This window comes from Rhodococcus sp. IEGM 1406 (assembly GCF_030056745.1).
GTDB classification, from domain to species: domain Bacteria; phylum Actinomycetota; class Actinomycetes; order Mycobacteriales; family Mycobacteriaceae; genus Rhodococcus_F; species Rhodococcus_F erythropolis.
In genome coordinates, this window is the sequence record NZ_JASHKO010000004.1 from 439,185 (window position 1) to 458,306 (window position 19,122).

The 19,122-nt window shown below is 60.4% G+C and carries 16 protein-coding genes and 1 pseudogene; 3 read left to right on the plus strand and 14 right to left on the minus strand.

Going from position 1 to position 19,122, the window contains the following annotated elements; all coding sequences use genetic code 11:
- Positions 1-34 precede the first annotated feature (34 nt).
- The 11 genes and pseudogenes from QM596_RS20845 to QM596_RS20895 all read right to left on the minus strand — a co-directional run bounded on the left by QM596_RS20845 (position 35) and on the right by QM596_RS20895 (position 13,402).
- The gene (locus tag QM596_RS20845) at positions 35-1,162 is read right to left on the minus strand and encodes an NDMA-dependent alcohol dehydrogenase (RefSeq protein WP_019748970.1); all 1,128 of its coding nucleotides are present in this window, start codon (positions 1,160-1,162) and stop codon (positions 35-37) included.
- Between the two features lie 310 nt (positions 1,163-1,472).
- On the minus strand, positions 1,473-2,771 hold the full coding sequence (locus QM596_RS20850; RefSeq protein ID WP_283309864.1) for an HNH endonuclease signature motif containing protein: 1,299 nt from the start codon (positions 2,769-2,771) through the stop codon (positions 1,473-1,475).
- A 64-nt stretch (positions 2,772-2,835) separates the two neighbouring features.
- Positions 2,836-3,510, minus strand: coding sequence for a response regulator (locus QM596_RS20855; RefSeq protein WP_019748972.1), 675 nt, complete (start codon positions 3,508-3,510; stop codon positions 2,836-2,838).
- Positions 3,507-4,709: a sensor histidine kinase gene (locus tag QM596_RS20860; RefSeq protein ID WP_019748973.1), complete on the minus strand. Its 1,203-nt coding sequence runs from the start codon at positions 4,707-4,709 to the stop codon at positions 3,507-3,509. The genes QM596_RS20855 and QM596_RS20860 overlap by 4 nt, the downstream gene beginning before the upstream one ends.
- A gap of 18 nt (positions 4,710-4,727) precedes the next feature.
- Positions 4,728-6,944 (minus strand): MMPL family transporter, encoded by a 2,217-nt coding sequence (locus QM596_RS20865; RefSeq protein WP_024487648.1) that lies wholly within the window; start codon positions 6,942-6,944, stop codon positions 4,728-4,730.
- Positions 6,945-7,039: 95 nt separating this feature from the next.
- Positions 7,040-7,957 carry a carbohydrate kinase family protein gene (locus QM596_RS20870; RefSeq protein ID WP_019748975.1) on the minus strand — a complete coding sequence of 306 codons (918 nt, stop codon included), beginning with the start codon at positions 7,955-7,957 and terminating at the stop codon, positions 7,040-7,042.
- A gap of 95 nt (positions 7,958-8,052) precedes the next feature.
- Positions 8,053-9,147 carry an ABC transporter ATP-binding protein gene (locus QM596_RS20875; RefSeq protein WP_019748976.1) on the minus strand — a complete coding sequence of 365 codons (1,095 nt, stop codon included), beginning with the start codon at positions 9,145-9,147 and terminating at the stop codon, positions 8,053-8,055.
- 27 nt (positions 9,148-9,174) lie between these two features.
- On the minus strand, positions 9,175-10,041 hold the full coding sequence (locus QM596_RS20880) for a carbohydrate ABC transporter permease (RefSeq protein ID WP_020969937.1): 867 nt from the start codon (positions 10,039-10,041) through the stop codon (positions 9,175-9,177).
- Positions 10,041-10,991: a carbohydrate ABC transporter permease gene (locus QM596_RS20885; protein ID WP_019748978.1), complete on the minus strand. Its 951-nt coding sequence runs from the start codon at positions 10,989-10,991 to the stop codon at positions 10,041-10,043. Before QM596_RS20885 ends, QM596_RS20880 begins: the two co-directional genes overlap by 1 nt.
- Positions 10,988-12,340: pseudogene (locus QM596_RS20890) on the minus strand (ABC transporter substrate-binding protein). Before QM596_RS20890 ends, QM596_RS20885 begins: the two are co-directional and overlap by 4 nt.
- Before the next feature lie 63 nt (positions 12,341-12,403).
- Positions 12,404-13,402: a sugar-binding transcriptional regulator gene (locus QM596_RS20895; protein WP_021334180.1), complete on the minus strand. Its 999-nt coding sequence runs from the start codon at positions 13,400-13,402 to the stop codon at positions 12,404-12,406.
- A 139-nt stretch (positions 13,403-13,541) separates the two neighbouring features.
- Here QM596_RS20895 and QM596_RS20900 point away from each other — a divergent pair, with 139 nt between their 5' ends.
- On the plus strand, positions 13,542-14,552 hold the full coding sequence (locus QM596_RS20900; RefSeq protein ID WP_029538310.1) for an NAD(P)-dependent alcohol dehydrogenase: 1,011 nt from the start codon (positions 13,542-13,544) through the stop codon (positions 14,550-14,552).
- Between the two features lie 7 nt (positions 14,553-14,559).
- Entirely contained in the window at positions 14,560-16,032 is a 1,473-nt protein-coding gene (locus tag QM596_RS20905) for a mannitol dehydrogenase family protein (RefSeq protein WP_172932137.1), read from the plus strand.
- On the opposite strand, the gene QM596_RS20910 is transcribed toward QM596_RS20905, so the two are convergent.
- Positions 16,033-16,551 (minus strand): DinB family protein, encoded by a 519-nt coding sequence (locus tag QM596_RS20910; RefSeq protein WP_283309866.1) that lies wholly within the window; start codon positions 16,549-16,551, stop codon positions 16,033-16,035. It lies immediately after the preceding gene.
- A gap of 243 nt (positions 16,552-16,794) precedes the next feature.
- Here QM596_RS20910 and QM596_RS20915 point away from each other — a divergent pair, with 243 nt between their 5' ends.
- Entirely contained in the window at positions 16,795-17,136 is a 342-nt protein-coding gene (locus tag QM596_RS20915; protein WP_283309867.1) for a hypothetical protein, read from the plus strand.
- Between the two features lie 194 nt (positions 17,137-17,330).
- Here QM596_RS20915 and QM596_RS20920 read toward each other — a convergent pair whose 3' ends face one another.
- Positions 17,331-17,678, minus strand: coding sequence for a hypothetical protein (locus tag QM596_RS20920; RefSeq protein WP_283309869.1), 348 nt, complete (start codon positions 17,676-17,678; stop codon positions 17,331-17,333).
- A gap of 626 nt (positions 17,679-18,304) precedes the next feature.
- Entirely contained in the window at positions 18,305-19,021 is a 717-nt protein-coding gene (locus QM596_RS20925) for an SGNH/GDSL hydrolase family protein (RefSeq protein ID WP_259119342.1), read from the minus strand.
- Positions 19,022-19,122: the final 101 nt, after the last annotated feature.

Genomic DNA, 19,122 nt, shown 5'->3' on the forward strand with positions numbered 1-19,122 from the left:
GATCAGACTACTGGCACAAGAGTTGCGCTTTCGATCACCAGTCAGCTTCGGTGTAGCGGATGACGCCGCGGATGTTCTTGCCATCCAACATGTCCTGGTACCCGTCGTTCACGCCTTCGAGCGTGTAGGTCCGAGTGACCATGTCGTCGAGGTTCAGCTTGCCTGCCTTGTACATCGCGAGGAGGTTAGGCACGTCCTGGCGAGCGTTGCCACCGCCGAAAATGTTGCCCTGAAGGTCCTTCTGAAGCATCGACATCAGGAACAGGTTCAGCTTCACATCCATGTCCGTCAGGTGCCCCATTGCAGTGACAACACAACGACCAGCCTTTGCCGTCAGAATCATGGCTTCTTCGACGTACTCACCCTTCATTTCGCCGACGGTGATGATCGTCTTCTGCGCCATGCGTCCGTACGTGGCGTCGATGATCGGCTGAATGGCAGCGGCAGCGCTTTCGAAAGCGTGCGTTGCGCCGAACTTCAGAGCCTGCTCACGCTTCCACGGCACGGGGTCGATGGCAAAGATGTACCGAGCGCCCGATGCAACCGCACCCTGTAGCGCACTGATACCGACGCCGCCGACGCCCATGATCACAACGTCTTCGCCGGGCTTCACATCGGCGATGTGGGTTGCCGATCCCCAACCGGTCGGGACGCCGCAACCGACGAGTGCGGCAACCTCGAACGGAATGTCCTTGTCGATCTTCACCACTGACGACTGGTTCACGACCATGTAGGGCGAGAACGTCCCTAGCAGGCACATCGGGATCACGTTTTCGCCGCGAGCCTGGATCCGGTACGTGCCGTCGCTGATGGCTTGGCCGCTGAGGAGACCCATCCCGAGGTCACAAAGATTCTGATGTCCGGCCGAACACGCCGGACAGGTTCCACAAGCCGGAATGAAGGACAGAACGACGTGGTCGCCGACCTCCAGTCCCTTGACCTCAGGGCCGAGCTTGGTGATGACGCCCGAACCCTCGTGCCCGCCCATGACCGGGAACGACGGCATCGGGGTCGCGCCGGTGACGATGTGGTGATCGGAGTGGCACATTCCGGCCGCTTCCATGCGAATTTGAACTTCGCCGGCTACCGGCTCGCCGATCTCGATCTCCTCGACGGACCACTTCTCATTGAGGCCCCACAGGATTGCACCCTTGGTCTTCACGTCACTTCACCCTTTCATTCGCACACCCGCATCTATCTCTGTGACCATAGCCACAAATCCGCGAAATTGGAACGTGTTCTAACGAAAGATTTTGAACTGCAGGTCAGACGTCCAAATGACCTGGCACAACCGGCTTGGCGACGACGAAAGAATGACCCACTGAGTGGGACAGGCCACACGGGCACCCGAAAGTAGAGCCACCCCGAAAGCACGCACCCATTCGACTCCACCTCCCACCAATCGGTCGGACACAGAGCATCGGGTCCGAGACAGGCCTGGGCACGTTCTGGTGCATCTGAGATTTGCCCCCTCAGGTTTTGAATGTGGTGTTCCCCGGTCGCGGATGCTGCCCGGGGTCGATCGAGGGCGGCGGGATGAACCACGGTTTGTTGTCGACCCCGATCCGGATCACCCACTTCCCGACGAACCCGGATTTCCGGTGCATCAACCGATGATGCGAACGGCACAGCAGGACAAGGTTGCTCATCACCGTCGGGCCACCGTTGGCCCAGTGCCGAATATGGTGCACATCGGTCCAGGCGGGCACGCATGTGCAGCCGGGGAATGCGCAGCCTTTGTCTCGGGCGATCAACGCCACTCGCTGCTCCGCGGACACTAATCGCTTTCCGGGTTTCGCATCGAGCGGCGCGCCGTGGTCGTCGAGCAGCACGGTCGAGAGGAAACAATCGCAGCCGAGGAGTCTGGTCTGCGACACCGACAGCGGCCCCAGCCAGGGCATGTGCCCGACATCGAGATCCGACACAGCCATTCCGTCATCAGTTGGTGTTGCGGCGCAGTCCCGATGCTCCGCCAAATCACGCGCGTTGATGTGCACGTTCACGTGCGGGCGTTGGCCGCCATCGGTGCCGGTTTTGGCGCAGTCGAGGTAACGCCGGATCAGTTCGGTGAACCCGTCCGCGGTCCGCTTCGCTGCCGACCGACAATCCGGGGTTCCATCCGGTGCCGGGGTGGGCATCGTCAGATTCGACAACGCCGACAGCAACATTTCCCCGGTGAGAGCATCGAAATCACCGCGCACCACCACCCGACCATTCAACGTCGACGCGATCCGCAACTCATTCCGATCCACATCCTCGGCGGGCGGAACCTCATCCGATTCGAACACTCGCTCCAAGGTCGCGATCACGTTCCGCACCTTCGTCGTTGTCGCCTCCACCCCCGACGCGGCAGCCAACAACAAATCGATACAGCGAGGGAGCGCCTCCTCCGGCATCCCCTTCGGCGGTGACTCGCAGAACGCCACGATCAACACGGCATGATCGAAGGAGCAGTCCCCGACATCGAACCGTGCAGCGACCGCCGGAAACGGCCGCAGCGCCGCACCCAGGGCGGCGATCTTCTTCCCGCCCCGAACCTGCAGCATCGTGTTCGCCGCCAACCAGCACCCCACCCCGCGGCTGGCAATCACCTGATCATCCCGGCACATCGACAACTCGTCCACCACCGCCACACGAACGGCCTCGAGACGAAGAATCTCCGCACTCGCCTCGATAGCAGCGGTACGCAACTCAGAAGCAGACAACCGCCACAGACGTCCGCGCAACCCCACCGCAGAACCAGACACCACATCCGACAACAGAACACTCATTGAATCCCCCGATCCCCACCCCCAACAATACTCGAACACCCGTTCGAGTCAAGAGTTTCTCGAGTCAATCCACCGAGCGTCCCGGAATCACCACACCGCATTGATAGGCGAGAACCACCAGTTGCGCGCGGTCGCGGACATCCAGTTTCGTCATCGCCCGATTCACATGGGTTTTTGCCGTGACCGCGCTGATCACCAATTCCGCGGCGATTTCGTCGTTGGACATTCCGAGGGCAACGAGGGTGACCACTTCGAGTTCGCGTGGTGTCAATTGACCGAAAATCCCGGAAGTCGAGTCGGCCCGCGACGGAGTGGAAAGGAATCGAGAAATCAACGCGCTGGTCGCAATCGGCGACAACAAAGAGTTCCCACCTGCGACCGTCCGAACAGCATCAAGTAGATCCTCCGCTCGGATTCCTTTGCCGATGAAGCCGCTCGCTCCCGCCCGGATCGCCTGTGCCACATGTTCATCCACTTCGAAGGTCGTCAGGATCAGTACGTGTACGTCGGACAAATCCGGATGATCGGCGATCATGGCGGTCGCTTCGACTCCGCTGGTGCCCGGCATGCGAATGTCCATCAGAACAACGTCGGGTCGGTGCTCGAGCGCCGCCTGGAATGCCTGCTCTCCGTCTGCCGCCTCGGCGACCACCTCCATGTCGTCTTCCGAACCGATCAGCAGCGCAAGCGTTTGACGGAAGAGCGCCTGATCGTCTGCCACTACCACCCGAATACTCACGACTCCTCACGCTCCGAACCGCTGGAGACCGAGACCAGCGGCAGTTGGGCGTCCACACGAAATCCCCCGTCCGCGCGGAATCCTGCTGAGACCTCGCCTCCCATTGCCTGTGCCCTCTCCTTCATTCCCAGCAGTCCGTACCCGGGCGGTGACGTCGAAGGCACTGCCGTTCCGGAGTTTTCGACCGACAGCACCAGAACCTCGGCTTCGTACGACAACGACACGGTGACGGCCCCTGGCAACGCATGCTTGCTCGCATTCACGAGTGCTTCCTGGATAATTCGGTACGCCGTGAGGTCTACTGCTGGCCCGAGAGGGCGCAGCGAACCCACTGCACGCACTTCGATTTCCATTCCCGCACTGACGAATTGATCCACCAGTGCCGGTAGATCCGAAAGCCCCGGAGCCGGCTTCATCGAGCGATCACCGTCCTGAGCGTCACGGAGAACTCCGACCGTGGCCCGAATTTCATCGAGTGCCGCCTTGGACGTTTCCTCCACTCCGCGTAGTGCAGTCGTCGCCTTCTCGGGGTCTTTCCCGATCAAGTGCGACGCGACCCCGACTTGCAGGTTGACCAAGGCAATGTGGTGCGCGACAACGTCGTGCAGGTCTCGCGCAATCCGCATCCTTTCTTCGACGACGCGGTGTCGGGCCTCGTCCTCGCGCATTCTTTCCGCTTGCACCGCGCGCGCCTCGACGGACTCCAGATAGGCTCGGCGAGAACGGACCTCGGCGCCGGCGAAACTTGCCATCAGCAACCAGGCCAACAACCCCAGTGCCTCCTGCAGGAGATTGTTCCCCACTCCCAGGAAGATTGTGACGAGCATCAGCGAGCTGACTGTGCTCGCCGCTGCGAAGAAGGTCCTCCGGCGGTCACTCGTGCTGGCAACGTAGTAGAGGCACACCATCGCCGCGGAACCTGTGCCGGCATTCGGCGGCGCTGACAGTGCAATCATCAATACGCCGAGAAGTACTGCCACCGCCAGCGCCGAGAACGGGTAGCGCCTCCGGAATACGATGGTTGCCGCTGCGATCGCTGTTACAAGGACTCCCACAACTGTTACTTCGCGGGTGTCATTGCCATCGAGCGCGATGCGGTGCGCCGTCCACGTGGCAAGGAGCACGAGGATCGTCAGTGCCAGGTCGATGGTGCGCGGGTGTTCCGCACACCATCGACCCCACGTCGATGTCGAAGTCATCGATCTACCGTATCCGGGTCATACCGACAACTTGTCGCTCGTGGGTTCACTGGATTCCTTCGAATCTGCGAGCAGCGCAGTCAACTGCTCCCCCTCGACATCGACGTTCGGGACCAACCGGTCCAGCCATGAGGGGAACCACCATGCCTTCGAGCCCAACAGGGACATGACGGCCGGTACGACGGTCATACGAATCACGAAGGCGTCGAACAGAACCGCGAACGAGAGTCCGAGTCCGATCTGCATGATGAAGGCGTCGCCGCCGAAGATGAAGCCCGCGAAAACGGCGATCATGATCAGCGCCGCGGCCGTGACGACTCGCGCGCCCTGGTCGAAGCCCTTCACGACTGCTTCGTCCGGTCCGTCACCGTGGACGAACGCTTCACGCATTCTGGTCACGAGGAACACCTGGTAGTCCATCGCCAACCCGAAGACGATGCCGATCATGAAGATGGGCAACATCGCCACAACTGATCCGGTTTGGCCTTCGATTCCGAGAATGCCGGCGAACCAACCCCACTGGAAGATCGCGACCAGCACACCGAACGTCGCGCCGATCGAGAGCAGAAATCCGAGAGTTGCCTTGAGCGGTACCAAGATCGAGCGGAACACCAGCATCAAAAGAATGAAGGCGAGGCCGACGACCAATGCGAGGTAGGGAACGAGGGCATCAGCCAAGCGGTCCGAGACGTCGATCGTCAACGCTGTCTGACCGGTGACCGACATCGTGGCCCCGGTCTCGTCGGTCAGTGATCCGGCGACCTCACGTATATCTGCGACGAGCGCCTTTGTTGCCTCGGTTTCCGGGCCACTCGAGGGAACCACCGTGATGACTGCTGTATCGCCGGCCTGATTGAGTGCTGGCGGCGTCACTGCCGCTACGTCGGGCAGAGCACCGAGCTTTTCCTGGGCGCCGCTCAATGCCGCTGCCGGATCTGCGGCGTCGGCAACGTCGACGACCACCATGAGCGGACCGCTGAACCCGGCACCGAACCCCTCGGATAGTCGGTCGGTAGCCCTGGCGGCAGTTGTGTCGGGCACTGGTGGGCTCGCCAAACTCAGGTTGATTCCGAAGGTGGGGATCGCCAGCAATCCCAACCCGAGGACTGACGCGAGCAAAACCGGAACTCGACGCCGGATCACGAACTTGGCCCATCGCGAGCCCGCCCCCTCCGACTGTTTCCGGTGTGTCAGTTCACCGCCGGACGCCAGCAGTCGACGATCAGACCGACTCAGGACGCGCGACCCTGCAAATCCGAGTGTGGCGGGCAGCAGCGTCAGTGAAATCACCACTGCAACAGCAACTGCGAATGCTGCAGCCAGACCCATGCTTGTCAGGAACGGGATGTTCACGACGAACAGTCCGGCCAGTGCGATGAGGACGGTCAACCCCGCGAACACTACGGCCGAACCCGCAGTCCCCGCTGCGCGGCCCGCAGCAATTTCCGGATCATGTCCGTCACGTAGTTCGGAGCGGTAGCGCGAGACGATGAACAGCGAATAGTCGATCGCCACGGCGAGCCCCAGCATCATTGCCAGGACGGTTGTGCTCGAACCCAATTCGATGAAACCAGTTGCGATGGTGATCGTGCAGATCGCGATGCCGATGCCGATCAACGCGCTGATCAAAGGAAGCCCCGCCGCAACCAAGGAACCGAAGGTGACGGTCAGCACCACCGCGGCGATCGCGACTCCGATCACCTCTCCCATCGATTCGGCGCTGCTTTCCATCAGCACGTTGCCGGCAACATCGACTGCCAGCCCTGAATCCGAGGCGTCGTGGACAGCGGACTCGAGCAGTTCTTTCGAACTGTCCGGCAAGTCCATCGAGTCGGCTGTATAGGAGACCTGCATGTATCCGATCGTCCCAGTCGGCGACACTCCGCCGGATGCATACGGATCCGATACCGCTGCAACCTCGGGGTCCTTCCCGAGCGCAGAGACCAATTCACTGACGGATTGTCGAATGGCTGGATCGGCGAGCGTCGTGCCCGCCGGAGATTCGAAGACTATGCGAGCACTGGCTCCGCCGGTGGACGATTCCGGGAACCGTTCAGCCAGAAGGTCCTGTGCCGCTTGCGATTCTGTGCCCGGGATCGACAATGTGTTGACGGTCGGACCGGACAGCGTTGCTGCGCCTACTCCGCCCGCCACCAGCAGGACGACCCAGAAGCCCACCATTGCCCAGCGACGACGAAACGCGAGTCGCGAGAGTTTGTACAGGAATATCGACATGCGTATCACTGTGCCGATACACGACCCCGTCGCACATCGTGCACAGGTAGGCAGTTCGACGTACTGCGCTCGCAGTAGGGCGGTGGTCCCCAGTGCTAGACGGGCAGGCCCAACTCCCTTGACCACGGCGGATCCGCCCCTGGTCGTGACACGGTGACGGCTGCCGCGCGTGCGGCAAAGGTCAACGCGGCCGACCAATCTGCCTCGGAGAACCCGCGCACAACGGCGACATCGAGTGCGTCGTGACGATCAAGGTAGGCCAGCAGGGCTCCGTGAACGGTATCGCCCGCACCGATCGTGTCCGCGACGTCGACTGCGGGCGCCGGCACCGAAACATCGAGTTCCTTGGTGATCAACCGCAACCCGTCACCACCACGGGTGAGCAGTACGGCGCCGACGCCTTCGTCGAGCCACTCGGCGCCGTCGACCGAACCCAACCACTTGGCGTCGTCGTCGCTCACTTTGAGAATATCGATGGCGGGCAACCACGAACGAAATCGTCGTCGATATGCTTCCGGGTCCGAGATCACCGCCGGACGAATGTTGGGGTCCACCATGGTGAGTCGACCGCGGGCGTGCGCTTCGTGCAGCATGGCTTCGTAAGCGGAGGCCCCGGGCTCGAGCACCAGCGACAGCGTTCCGAACGAGAATGCCCGGGCAGAGGGAAGTTTCGGCAGCGCGAACTGTCGATCCGCCGTTCCCTCGAGGTAGAAGGAATACCGCGCACCTCCGTCCGCTGCAAGGTTCACGACGGCCAGAGTTGTCGGCTCGGGCCCACGTTCGACTCCGGTCGTGTCGACATTCGACGCGGCCAGCGAGTCGATCATCCGATCTCCGAACGCGTCGGTGGACAAGCGAGAGACGAATCCCACGTCGGATCCGAGTCGACCCACCGCGATCGCAACGTTGAACGGTCCACCGCCCAACTTGGGTGAGAAGTTCTCCCCCACCGGAACCAGATCAACCAGTCCCTCACCACACACCACGACGGATCGTTCGCGTGTATCACTCATCGGTAGACCCTAACCTTCTCACCAGTCGAAGATGGATGTGACCTGCTCGGCACGAACGAGTTCGGGTGCCGAGCAGGTCACGATTGTGGTGGGATTCAGCTACCCACGCGCTCACCCGTAGTCGGGTCGAAGAGGTGAACAGGACCGTCCACCCGCTCGAAGCCCAGCGTCTGGCCGTACTGCAGCTTCGATCGCCCGCCGGTGCGTGCAACGAGCGAGATCGGGTCGGCTTCGGTACCAGGCACGTGTGCGTAGATGTACGACTCGTTGCCCAGTTCCTCTACCAGGTCGATCTGAGCTGCGATTCCGTCTCCGGCAGCAACCACCTGGAATTGCTCGGGCCGAATTCCCACTGTGACCGAAGCCAGACCGGCCGCGGCGATTGCCGCCATCTGCTCGCGGTCCAGCGGAACCTCGACGTCGCCGAAACGCACCCCACCCGAACTGACCGGCGCCGTTACCAAGTTCATACCGGGAGATCCGATGAAGCCTGCAACAAACGCATTGGCCGGCCGATCGTAAAGTTCGGTCGGAGAAGCGAATTGTTGCAACTTGCCGCCCTTGAGCACTGCCACGCGATCACCCATCGTCATCGCTTCCACCTGATCGTGCGTGACGTAGACGGTGGTGGTTCCGAGACGACGCTGCAACGCCGCGATCTGCGTGCGGGTCTGGACGCGTAGCTTTGCGTCGAGGTTGGAGAGCGGCTCGTCCATGCAGAACACTTGCGGTTCACGAACGATTGCTCGGCCCATGGCAACTCGCTGCCGTTGACCGCCGGAAAGCTTGGCCGGTTTGCGGTCGAGGTATTCCGTCAGGTCAAGCAGTTTGGCCGCTTCGGCAACTTTCTTCTTACGCTCCTCGACGGGCACACCGCGCATCTTCAACGCGAACCCCATGTTTTCGCCGACGGTTTTATTGGGGTACAGCGCGTAATTCTGGAAGACCATTGCGATGTCGCGATCCTTCGACGGGACATCGGTCATGTCCTTGCCGTTGATGGTGATCGCACCGGAATCGATGTCCTCGAGCCCTGCCAACATGCGCAGGGCCGTGGACTTTCCGGAACCTGACGGACCGACGAGCACGATGAACTCCCCGTCCTTGATGTCAAGATCGAGTGAATCTACAGCGAGGGTCCCGGCACCTTCGTAGATGCAAGACGCTTTCTGGTACGAGATTTCAGCCATGACGAACTCCTGAGAGGGTGAGGAGAATTATTTGATTGCACCGAAGGACAGGCCGCGCACCAGTTTGTTCTGGGCGAACCAACCGGCCAGGATGACGGGCAATGCCGCCATGGTCGCTGCCGCGGAGAGCCGAGCCCAGTAGAGGCCCTCGCCGGTGATGAAGCCGACCAGGAAGACCGGAATCGTCTGCGCTTGAACAGCTGTCAGGTTGACTGCGAAGAAGAATTCGTTCCACGAGAAGATCACGCAGATCAGCGCAGTCGCAGCAATTCCGGGCGAGATCAGCGGGAGGATCACCTCTCGGACCGAGGTCCACAAGCTCGCGCCGTCCATGCTGGCGGCTTCGAGAAGCTCGCCGGGGACTTCGAGAAAGAACGAACGCATCATCCACACTGCGATCGGCAGATTCATCGATGTGTACAAGATGACCAGCGCCCAGATGTTGTCGAGCAATCCGATGTCGTTGACGATCACGTACAGCGGCACGATTGCGGCGACGACTGGGAGCATCTTGGTACTGATGAAGAAGAACAGCACATCCTGCGTCTTCTTCACCGGGCGAAGAGACAATGCAAACGCAGCCGGAACACCCAGTAGCAGAACAAGAATCGTCGACATTCCTGTGGCAAATGCCGAGTTCGCCAGCGTTGTACCCAGACCGGAATCGAGGACGGCACGGAACTGTTCGAGGGTGGGAGTGAAGAACAGCTTCGGCGGGTCCGTGTAGGCGTCTGCCTCGGTCTTGAACGCGGTCAGGACCATCCAGAAGACCGGGAAGAAGAATCCGAGAGCGGCGATCCACGCCACGACCGACCACGGACTGAACTTACTGCTCTTCTTTTTCTTCACTACGGGCTTGTCGGTCGTCGCGCTTGTCGTCTCTACGGCAGTCATCACGCCGCCTCCTCGTTGCCGGTGAAGCTCTTGAAGATCAATCGGAGCGCAAGTGTCGAGACGATGATGGTCGCGATCACTGTCACGACACCCATCGCCGCAGCTTGACCTACGTCGAAGCCGAGGAACGCGCGCTGGTAGATGTAGAACGGCAGGTTCGAACTGGCCACGCCTGGCCCGCCCGACGTCATCATGTACACCGCGTCAAAGGTGTTCACGAGGTAGATCGCACCCAGAACTGCACCGAGTTCGATGAAGCGGCGCAGGTGCGGCAGTGTCAGTTCGCGGAACATCGCAAACGGCTTGGCTCCGTCCACCCGTGCGGCTTCGAGGATGTCTCGGGGCATGGACTGCAAGCCGGCCAGAATGAGCAGCATCATGAAAGGCGTCCACTGCCAGATCAGATTGATCATGACGGCGGCGAGCGGAAACTTGCTGACCCAGTCGACCTGGCCGACACCGAAAGGCTGGAGGACGAAGTTCACGATACCGAATACCGGGTCGAACATTGTTGTCTTCCAGAGCAATGCGCCAGCGACGGGGGTGATGAGAAATGGCGTGATCAGCAGTGTCCGCACGATCCCGCGACCGAGGAAGGCTCTGTCGAGTAGCAGTGCCAACGCGAGTCCGAGGATCACCGAAACGATGACCGTACCCACGATCATGATGACCGTGTTGACCGCGACTTCCCGAAACTGACTGTCCTTGAAAACCTCGATGTAGTTGTCGAACCCGTTGAAGTGCCGCGATCCCGGCCGGACAAGGTTCCACGACTGCGTCGAGTAGTAGAGGGTGAACAGGAACGGAATCTGGGTGACGACGATCGAGAAGATCAACGCCGGCAACAGGGGACCTCTACGACGCCAACCCTCGGCGCGGGAGATCTTCTTTTCGACACGGACCGGTGGCGCGTCGTCCACCGTAGTTCTGGGCTCGGCAACCGTAGTCATCGGTTCTCCTGATAGGTCTTGCCGACCACCTCGGCATACTGCTGGGATTGTTCGAGTGCTTCTTTCACGCTCTTCTGACCCGCGATGGCAGCACTGATCTGCTGGCTGACGCGAGTGCCCAGGTCCTGAAACTCAGGGATGGTGAGGAACTGGACGCCGGTGTACGGAACCGGTTGCACTGTCGGGTTCTTCGGATCTGCATTGTTGATCGATTCGAGGGTGATCGGACCGAATGCCTGTGCGGCCTCTTGATATTCCGGAATCTCGTAGGTCGATAGGCGACTTCCCGGAGGAACTCTCGACCAGCCGAGTTCGGTTCCGACCTTCTGGATGTAGTCCTTGTTCGTCATCCAGGAAATGAACTTCCAGGCGTCATCTTTGTTCTTTGCCGACTCCGGGATTCCGAGCGCCCGGGTTTAGAGCCAACCAGGATCGGACTTCTCGACCTTCGGGGCCTTCGCATATCCGATGTTGCCGACTACCTTCGACGACGCAGGGTCCTCGAGAACCGACACAGCCGACGTCGCGTCGTACCACATCGCCGTGTTGCCTTGCGCGAATTGTGTTGCACATTCACCGAATCCGCTTGTGGCAGGGCCCGGCTGACCGTGCTCCTTGACCGTGTCCACGTAGAACTGAACCGCATCCTCGACCTGCGGACTGGTCAGCTGCGCATTCCAATTCTCGTCGTACCAGCGTCCACCGAAGGTGTTGATCACGGTGTTCAGCGGCGCGAGTACCTCACCCCAGCCAGGCTTTCCACGCAAACAGATTCCCGCCATCTTGGCATCCGGGTTGTCGAACTGCGCTGCCCAACCTGCAACTTCTTGCCACGTCGGGTCTTCGGGAACTGTTATCCCCGCCTGATCGAACAGATCCTTGCGGTACATCAGGAACGACGACTCCCCGTAGAACGGGACCGCGTACATACTGTCCTCGTATGACAGAGAAGTCTTGATCGACGGTATGAAGTCGTCCTCGTCATAACCGGGCGTCTTGTCTGCATACTCGGACAGGTTCGTGAGCCAACCGTTGGCGGCCCACTGAGGTGTCTCGTAGTTGCTGATCATCACGACGTCGAACTCACCGCCGCCGGTTGCCGTCGACGCTGTGATCTTGGCACGCGCCTGGTTCTCGGAAAGGCTGACGAATTTGAGGTCGATGCCAGGGTTCTCGGCTTCGAAAGCCGGCGCCAGTTTGATGGCGTCCTGCATCTGCGAGTTCGACACCATCGCGATGGTGACTGTTCGTTCGCCGGAACCACCGAGCGCACCAGCGCCCGCACATCCCGACACCAGGAGGCAGAGCGCCGCCGCGGCAGCGCCCCACACTCGTCTTCCTGTTTTCACGGATTACCTTCCTTCACACTTGCGTGTCAGTCGCGCGCTCGGACAGCGAAACTCGTGAGATCGCTAGCCTTCGAGCAGCCACTGGGCGCACTCGACGTCGGTGACGAGTACGTTTGCCAAACCTCCGCGCAATGCGCCCAGAACGGCCTGGCGTTTGTGTGTTCCCCCCGAAATCAGAATCGTCTGATCGCAGGATTTCACTGCGTCGAGCGATACGGAGACCGTTCGCTCAGGCAGTGGCCCCTCCACTGGATTGCCGTCGATCGTGTAGAAACGGCCGCCGATTTCACCGACAGCGCCTCGACTTTCCAACTCGTCCAGCATGGTCGAGTCGACGAAGCTACCGGCAAACAAGGTCGTGGCAGTCGAGACGGCACCAACTCCGAAAACCATGATGTCGGAATCAGTTCCGGCTTGCAGCGCCTTCGAGATGACCGAGTCGTTTCGCATCGACTCCACAGTCGCCGGGTCGGCATATAGCGGAGCATTGAGGCGAATAGGATTGGCCTGCAACTGTTGTGCACATCGGCCGATGGTGAAGTCGACACCGGTTTGGTAGTCGGTCACCGTCATGGAGCCGTCAAGTTGTACCACAGCCGAGCACTTCGCCGCCTTGTCTGGCAAAGATCCTGCTACCGCAACGGTTTCCGGACCCCAGGTAAACCCGAGAACGCTCGACGGCTGCAGACGACGAACCAGAACTTCCGCTGCTCGTCGGCCGAGCGCGTCGAAGTCCGGATCGTCCGAGTCCGAATTTGCTTCGGGCACAATCAAAACTTCGGCCAACCCGAAGTGCTTCTCCAGTTTCGATTCCAACTCCGTGTTCACCGAACCTTCGAGCTCCGGCGGCACCATAATCTCGACCCTGACCAAACCTTGCGTCCGCGCCCTGGCCAACAGCCGCCCGGCCGTAGGCCGCGAGACGCCCAACTTCGCTGCAATCTCCGCCTGAGTAGCGCCTTCGAGGTGATACATGGTCGCTGCCCGCAAGGCGAGCCGCACATCCTCGGAAGCCGGCAACTTCGACGACTTGAGTCCTGCGGGCTGAGCCGACTGGTTCACACGGTCTCCTTGTGTATCAGGTTCAAAGTTTCTTGATCGTGAGCAGATGCTCACTAGATGTTCTTATGCTCATTAAGCTAACATCTACGTTGTGACCCACACAACAGTTTCCGGAGAATCCGTCGATCTACCTGCGACAATTCGGGCAAATGTCCTCGTTGAGACCGGAAAGATGCAGATGGTCGAGAGACCACGACCGTCCCCGAAGACGGGTGAAGTCCTCGTTCGCATCCATGCAGTGGGCGTGTGCGGGTCGGACGCGCACTACTTTCACGAAGGTCGCATCGGCCCTTACGTAGTCAACTCACCGCTCGTTCTCGGACACGAAGCATCGGGACGCATCGCCGCAGTCGGTGACGGCGTCGACCCAAGACGCATCGGGCAGCGCGTCTCCATCGAGCCTCAGAAGCCGGATCCGACCAGTTCCGAATCCAAGGCAGGCAGATACAACCTCTGCCCTCATATGGAGTTCTTCGCGACGCCGCCGATCGACGGTGCGCTGACCGACTACGTCACGATCGGTGCCGACTTCGCCCATCCCATCGCAGATTCCGTGTCCTACGAGGCAGCTGCGCTGTTCGAGCCACTCTCCGTAGGGATCGCCTCAGCCCAGAAGGCGCGAATCACTGCCGGCTCTCGTGTGTTGATCGCCGGCGCCGGCCCGGTAGGAATCGTGACGACGCAGGTGGCCAAGGCATTCGGCGCGACGGAAGTCATCGTCTCGGACATCGATGCGGCCCGGCGTGATGTGGCACTGAAATTCGGCGCAACAACCGTCGTTGATCCTCGTGAAAGCGACGTACGCTCGCTGGCCGTCGATGCGTTCATCGACGCCTCGGGTGCCACGGCCGCAGTGATCGACGGGATTCACGCAGTTCGGCCCGCTGGGACCGTCGTTCTGGTCGGAATGGGTGCCGACGAGATACCGTTGCCGGTCCCGATCATTCAGAATCGCGAACTGATGCTCACCGGAGTGTTCCGGTACGCCAACACGTGGCCGATCGCCGCCGCACTGGTCGCTGCCGGGCGCGTCGATCTGGATTCGATGGTCACAGCACGCTTTTCACTCGAACGATCGCAAGAGGCCCTGGTGGCCGATCGCATTCCCGGCAGCATCAAAGCCGTAGTCATCGTCGCCGAAGGAGACTAGAACTTTCATGGAACTCAATACGAAGACCTTGCTCGACTTCGATGCTGAACTCGAAGTGCCGAACTACGACCGGAGCAAAGTCACTACCGGCATAGTGCATTTCGGTGTCGGAGGCTTTCACCGTGCACACCAGGCCATGTACATCGATACCCTCCTGCGACGAGGTGAAGCCTTCGACTGGGGAATCTGCGGAGTGGGAGTGATGCCGTCGGACAAGCGAATGAAAGACGCACTCCGCGCGCAGGACGGCCTCTACACGCTGGCGCTCAAGCATGCTGACGGAACCCTCCAGGGCCGGGTCATCGGGTCGATCGTCGAGTACTTGTTCGCGCCCGACGATCCGGAGGCGGTGATCGAAAAGATGGCATCCGAATCGACGAAAATCGTATCTCTCACCATCACCGAGGGCGGATACAACATCTCGCACACTACGGGCGAGTTCGACGCGTCCCATCCCGATGTGATGCACGATCTCGAGCCGGGAACACTCCCCCGCACCACCTTCGGTCTGATTTGTGCGGCACTCGCACTCCGTCGCGACCGGGGCCTCACCCCGTTCACGATCATGAGTTGCGACAACATCGAAGGCAACGGATCGGTCGCCAGGACGGCTGTCGGAGCGTTCGCCGCTCTGAAGGATCCCGAATTTGCGGAGTGGATCGACGCGAACGGCGCCTTCCCCAACTCCATGGTCGACCGGATCACACCCGTCACGACAGCCGAGGTGACCACCGAGATCGCCGAGACGTTTGGCGTGGACGATCAGTGGCCGGTCGCAGCTGAGCCGTTCACCGCGTGGTTCCTCGAGGACGAGTTCACCTCAGGCAGGCCACCTCTGGAGAATGCCGGCGTCAATCTCGTGCCGGATGTTCGCCCGTACGAACTGATGAAACTGCGCCTTCTCAATGCCAGCCATCAAGGCATCGCGTACTTCGGCTACCTTGCCGGATACCGCCTGGTCCACGAGGCATGCCAGGACGAACTCTTGTCAGGGTTCCTGCTCGACTACATGAATCTGGAAGCGACGCCGACCCTTGATCCGGTACCCGGCGTCGACCTCGATCAGTACAAGAAGACCCTCATCGAACGATTCTCGAACCCCCAGGTCCGCGACACGATTGCACGTCTGTGCGCCGAGTCGTCCGATCGAATTCCCAAGTGGCTGTTGCCCGTCATCCGAACCCAACTCGACACCGGTGGGTCGATCAACCTGTCCACCGCAATTGTCGCCAGCTGGGCCCGCTACGCCGAGGGCACAGACGAGAACGGAGATCCCATCACCGTCGTCGATCAGCTGTCGGACACTCTGGTGCCGCTCGCCCAGAAACAATCGAGCGACCCGTTGGCCTTCATCGGGTACCGACAAGTGTTCGGCGATCTCGTGGACGATCGCCGATTTGTCGCAAGCTTCCGAAAGACCCTCGACTCGTTGCACTCCGTCGGAGCCAGAAGAACCCTCGAGGAGGTGCGCGGGCTCTGACTACGCCGAGACGTCGTGCAGGTGATGGATCGGATCGTGAATGAAGTAGGCCGCCAACGATTCGACGGTGAACGCCGATCCGTCACTGCGGAGACCCCGTCGTTGGCGGCTACCCTCTGGCACGGTTTCGAAGGCGTTCGCGACTTCCGCCGCGGCGTCGGACAATTCCGATGCCACCGTTGCCGGATCTTGGTCGTTGTACCGCTCGGCCTCAGCTGTTGCGTCTTGATCCCAGTTCTCGAATTGCGGATCGTCGAATTCGAGCATCTGTTCCAACCGCACCTTGAAGATCCGGAACACGTCGCGTACGTGGGCGGAATACTCCAGCGCTGACCATGTTTCGCTGTCCGGTCGCTCCGTCACATTCTCGCGCTCCAGTACCTCGGCCCACGAGATGGCATTGCTACGCACAAGATCTGGAACATCCGCGAACGCCACAGCGGACGAATCAAACCCGCACTCGCCGCATGGGCGTTCGAGGACCCAGGTCCAGTTCTTTGTATCCGGGGTGATCGGCATGGATCGAGAATAGTCCGCCAGGGCGGGGTCAGTCTGCTTCGATCGGCAGATGAAGCGAATCGTGCTCGGTATTTCGGTTACCTTCGTGCTGACGCTCTCCGCGTGTGGCGCGGAAGTGGGCGCACCCGAGCCGCGCAACAGCAAGAGCAGGCGGTGGTCGTCAATTCACTTCATTCGAGTGCCCGGGGCGAATGTTGGTCCGTATTTCCATCATCGTTTGCGGCATCTGGTTTGATTCGTAACATGCGCTCTTCGCTCGCCTTGTCCACTCTCGCTGCCGGCTTGTTGATTGCGGGCTGCGGGTCGCAGACAGTGCAGCAACCCGACACCGCAACGACAACAACCGAAACGGGCGGAACGTGGGTCCGAAGGCTCGAAGTACCAGACTCCGTCGAAAAGATCTGCCAGTCGATACTCGGATTGGCCGAAGAATTGGGACGTACTCCTAGCGTTTCCGCGTCACCGATCGATCGAGTCCGCGAATACATGAGCGGACCATACCGCGACTGGAGGGGATTCGACGCTGAGGGGCGTCAGCGCATCGAGGAGGCATTCGAGAAGGCAGAATCAGGATCCTGCGGTTGAGCAACACTGGACGTCTGGTTCGCCCCTCGCACAACGGAATTCCGGACAACGACGTATCAACGCCATTCCGTTGGTGACAAATTTTCGTTCGTCTGCGACGGCCGGTCACTTGAAATTCCCCAGAGCTTTCAGTTCAACGTCAAAGATCCTGTGACGCGACTCTGGCCGAGGCTTCAACTGGTCTCGTCGTTCCTTCAGGTGAAGGGCGCCGAGTCGACATGTACGCCTTCCGAACGCAGCAAATGCTCGGCCGCACGAATCAACAAGGAGAGGGATTCGTACGAGAGTCCCTCGGTTGCATGCATCAACCTGTCAGGCGTCGGAATCGACCGGTCGCCCGGCGAACCCTCGGATCTCCGCGCAGAAAGCACGGTCGCGAGTTCTCGTTGATTCACCACCTGACCTGTGCTGTTCGCTCGCTCGAGCATGGCATTCAGCCGCTGGACGAGTTCCTCACCTTCAGCCGATCGAATAGTGTTGCCGAACAGCCTGTTTCCATGATCGGCTATGACACCAGGCGCGATCGAGTTCTTGATTGCCACAGTATGTTCTCCGTTACGTTGGTCTGTCAGGTTGATCAGAGGTGCGACCGGGAGCAACTCGCAGAGCCTTTATCTGTGCCGCCCAACGGCGTCGCGTCCATCGACAGCAGACCAATCTCCCCCGGCGCCCATCGGCTTCCGGTAGCGCGACCTTGAAGTTGCTGTTCACTTGCAGTTCTTCGTTACACTTTACCAATAGTTGTAACGATTCGACAAGTGTTTTGTTCCGATTGCCCGGTTTGATCACGGGTGGCGCAGAAAATCAAGGGTGGCCAACTTGTCGACATGATCTACGCCGCCCCTTCCATCTCCGTTCAGGCTGCAGTGATGGTCGAGCCACCGGCAAGGCACAAGAAACGACATTCCGCCGACGACCTCCCAGCGTAGGTATCGCCGCGCGTGCATCACCTGCGGTGAACTGCGATGCACAAAAGCCGCAACGCGGATAGGGGCGGCGACACAGCCCGCGAGAGCCTTCTTACCCGAACTTTTCCATCACCGTGTGAGGCAGCCGGCCAGCCAAGACTGCGCCCAAAGTCCTCGCTACTGATGACCTAAGTCCGACAATACTTTTCACGAAAAAGAGGACCCCGCGCCTGCGGGGTCCTCTTCGCTTTCCTTCAGAGCTAGAGACCGAGCGAGTGAAGGTGCTCGCTGATCTTCTCGAACATGAGCCTTTGACCTGCCGGCGTGGGATGCATGCCGTCTTCCTTGAGTAACGTCGGGTCCGACAGCCAGTTCTCGGCGAGCGCATCAATGAAAGGCAGCTTGTACTGCTCAGCGGCGGAACGGATTCGATCGTTGACATTGACAGCGGTCTCGGATGGAGGCCGGTTGTCCATGATGGGGCCGATGACGACAACCTTGGCGTGAGGAATCCGATCTCGTAGCTGCGCATACAACTCCCGAGTCGCATCTCGCACCTCGAGCGGGTACGAAACATCGTTCCGACCGCCGGCGATGATGACGACCTCGGGATTCACCGCAACGACCTGATCAATTTTCGCACCGAACGGTAGCTTGCCTTTTTCCTCGTTTCCCTGGACGTAGCCGGTGCCACCGCTCGCAAAATCTGCCAGGTACCAGCGACGATCGAAGGCGAGCAGCGCCGGCCAATGATCTCCCGTCGTGTTCGGAATCGAGTACGAGTCCCCCAAAATTGCGACCGTGTCGAAGTCGTCGGTAGGGGCATTCAGCGCCGGCGCCGAACTGTCAGGCTGCGATACAGAGGCAGTTGCCCGACTGTCTCGGGATTGCTCGTACGCAAATCCTACGATCACCGCTACGACGGTGAAAACCATGGCACCGATGACGGCGACAGTTCGCTTGTTGGGTTTGGTCACCCCGTAAACATACGGGGTCGAATCATGTTGCCTCTGAGCGAGTGTCAAGCATCTGTCGTTCCGCTTGAATCGGCCATCAACGAAGGAGTGAAATCCCGCTC

What these genes read in the sequence shown, in the direction of transcription:
- QM596_RS20850 (WP_283309864.1), bottom strand. Translation starts at nt 2,771, where the DNA reads ATGAGTGTTCTGTTGTCGGATGTGGTGTCTGGTTCTGCGGTGGGGTTG.
- QM596_RS20860 (WP_019748973.1), bottom strand. Translation starts at nt 4,709, where the DNA reads ATGACTTCGACATCGACGTGGGGTCGATGGTGTGCGGAACACCCGCGC.
- QM596_RS20865 (WP_024487648.1), bottom strand. Translation starts at nt 6,944, where the DNA reads ATGTCGATATTCCTGTACAAACTCTCGCGACTCGCGTTTCGTCGTCGC.
- QM596_RS20870 (WP_019748975.1), bottom strand. Translation starts at nt 7,957, where the DNA reads ATGAGTGATACACGCGAACGATCCGTCGTGGTGTGTGGTGAGGGACTG.
- QM596_RS20875 (WP_019748976.1), bottom strand. Translation starts at nt 9,147, where the DNA reads ATGGCTGAAATCTCGTACCAGAAAGCGTCTTGCATCTACGAAGGTGCC.
- QM596_RS20880 (WP_020969937.1), bottom strand. Translation starts at nt 10,041, where the DNA reads ATGACTGCCGTAGAGACGACAAGCGCGACGACCGACAAGCCCGTAGTG.
- QM596_RS20885 (WP_019748978.1), bottom strand. Translation starts at nt 10,991, where the DNA reads ATGACTACGGTTGCCGAGCCCAGAACTACGGTGGACGACGCGCCACCG.
- QM596_RS20905 (WP_172932137.1), top strand. Translation starts at nt 14,560, where the DNA reads ATGGAACTCAATACGAAGACCTTGCTCGACTTCGATGCTGAACTCGAA.
- QM596_RS20910 (WP_283309866.1), bottom strand. Translation starts at nt 16,551, where the DNA reads ATGCCGATCACCCCGGATACAAAGAACTGGACCTGGGTCCTCGAACGC.
- QM596_RS20915 (WP_283309867.1), top strand. Translation starts at nt 16,795, where the DNA reads ATGCGCTCTTCGCTCGCCTTGTCCACTCTCGCTGCCGGCTTGTTGATT.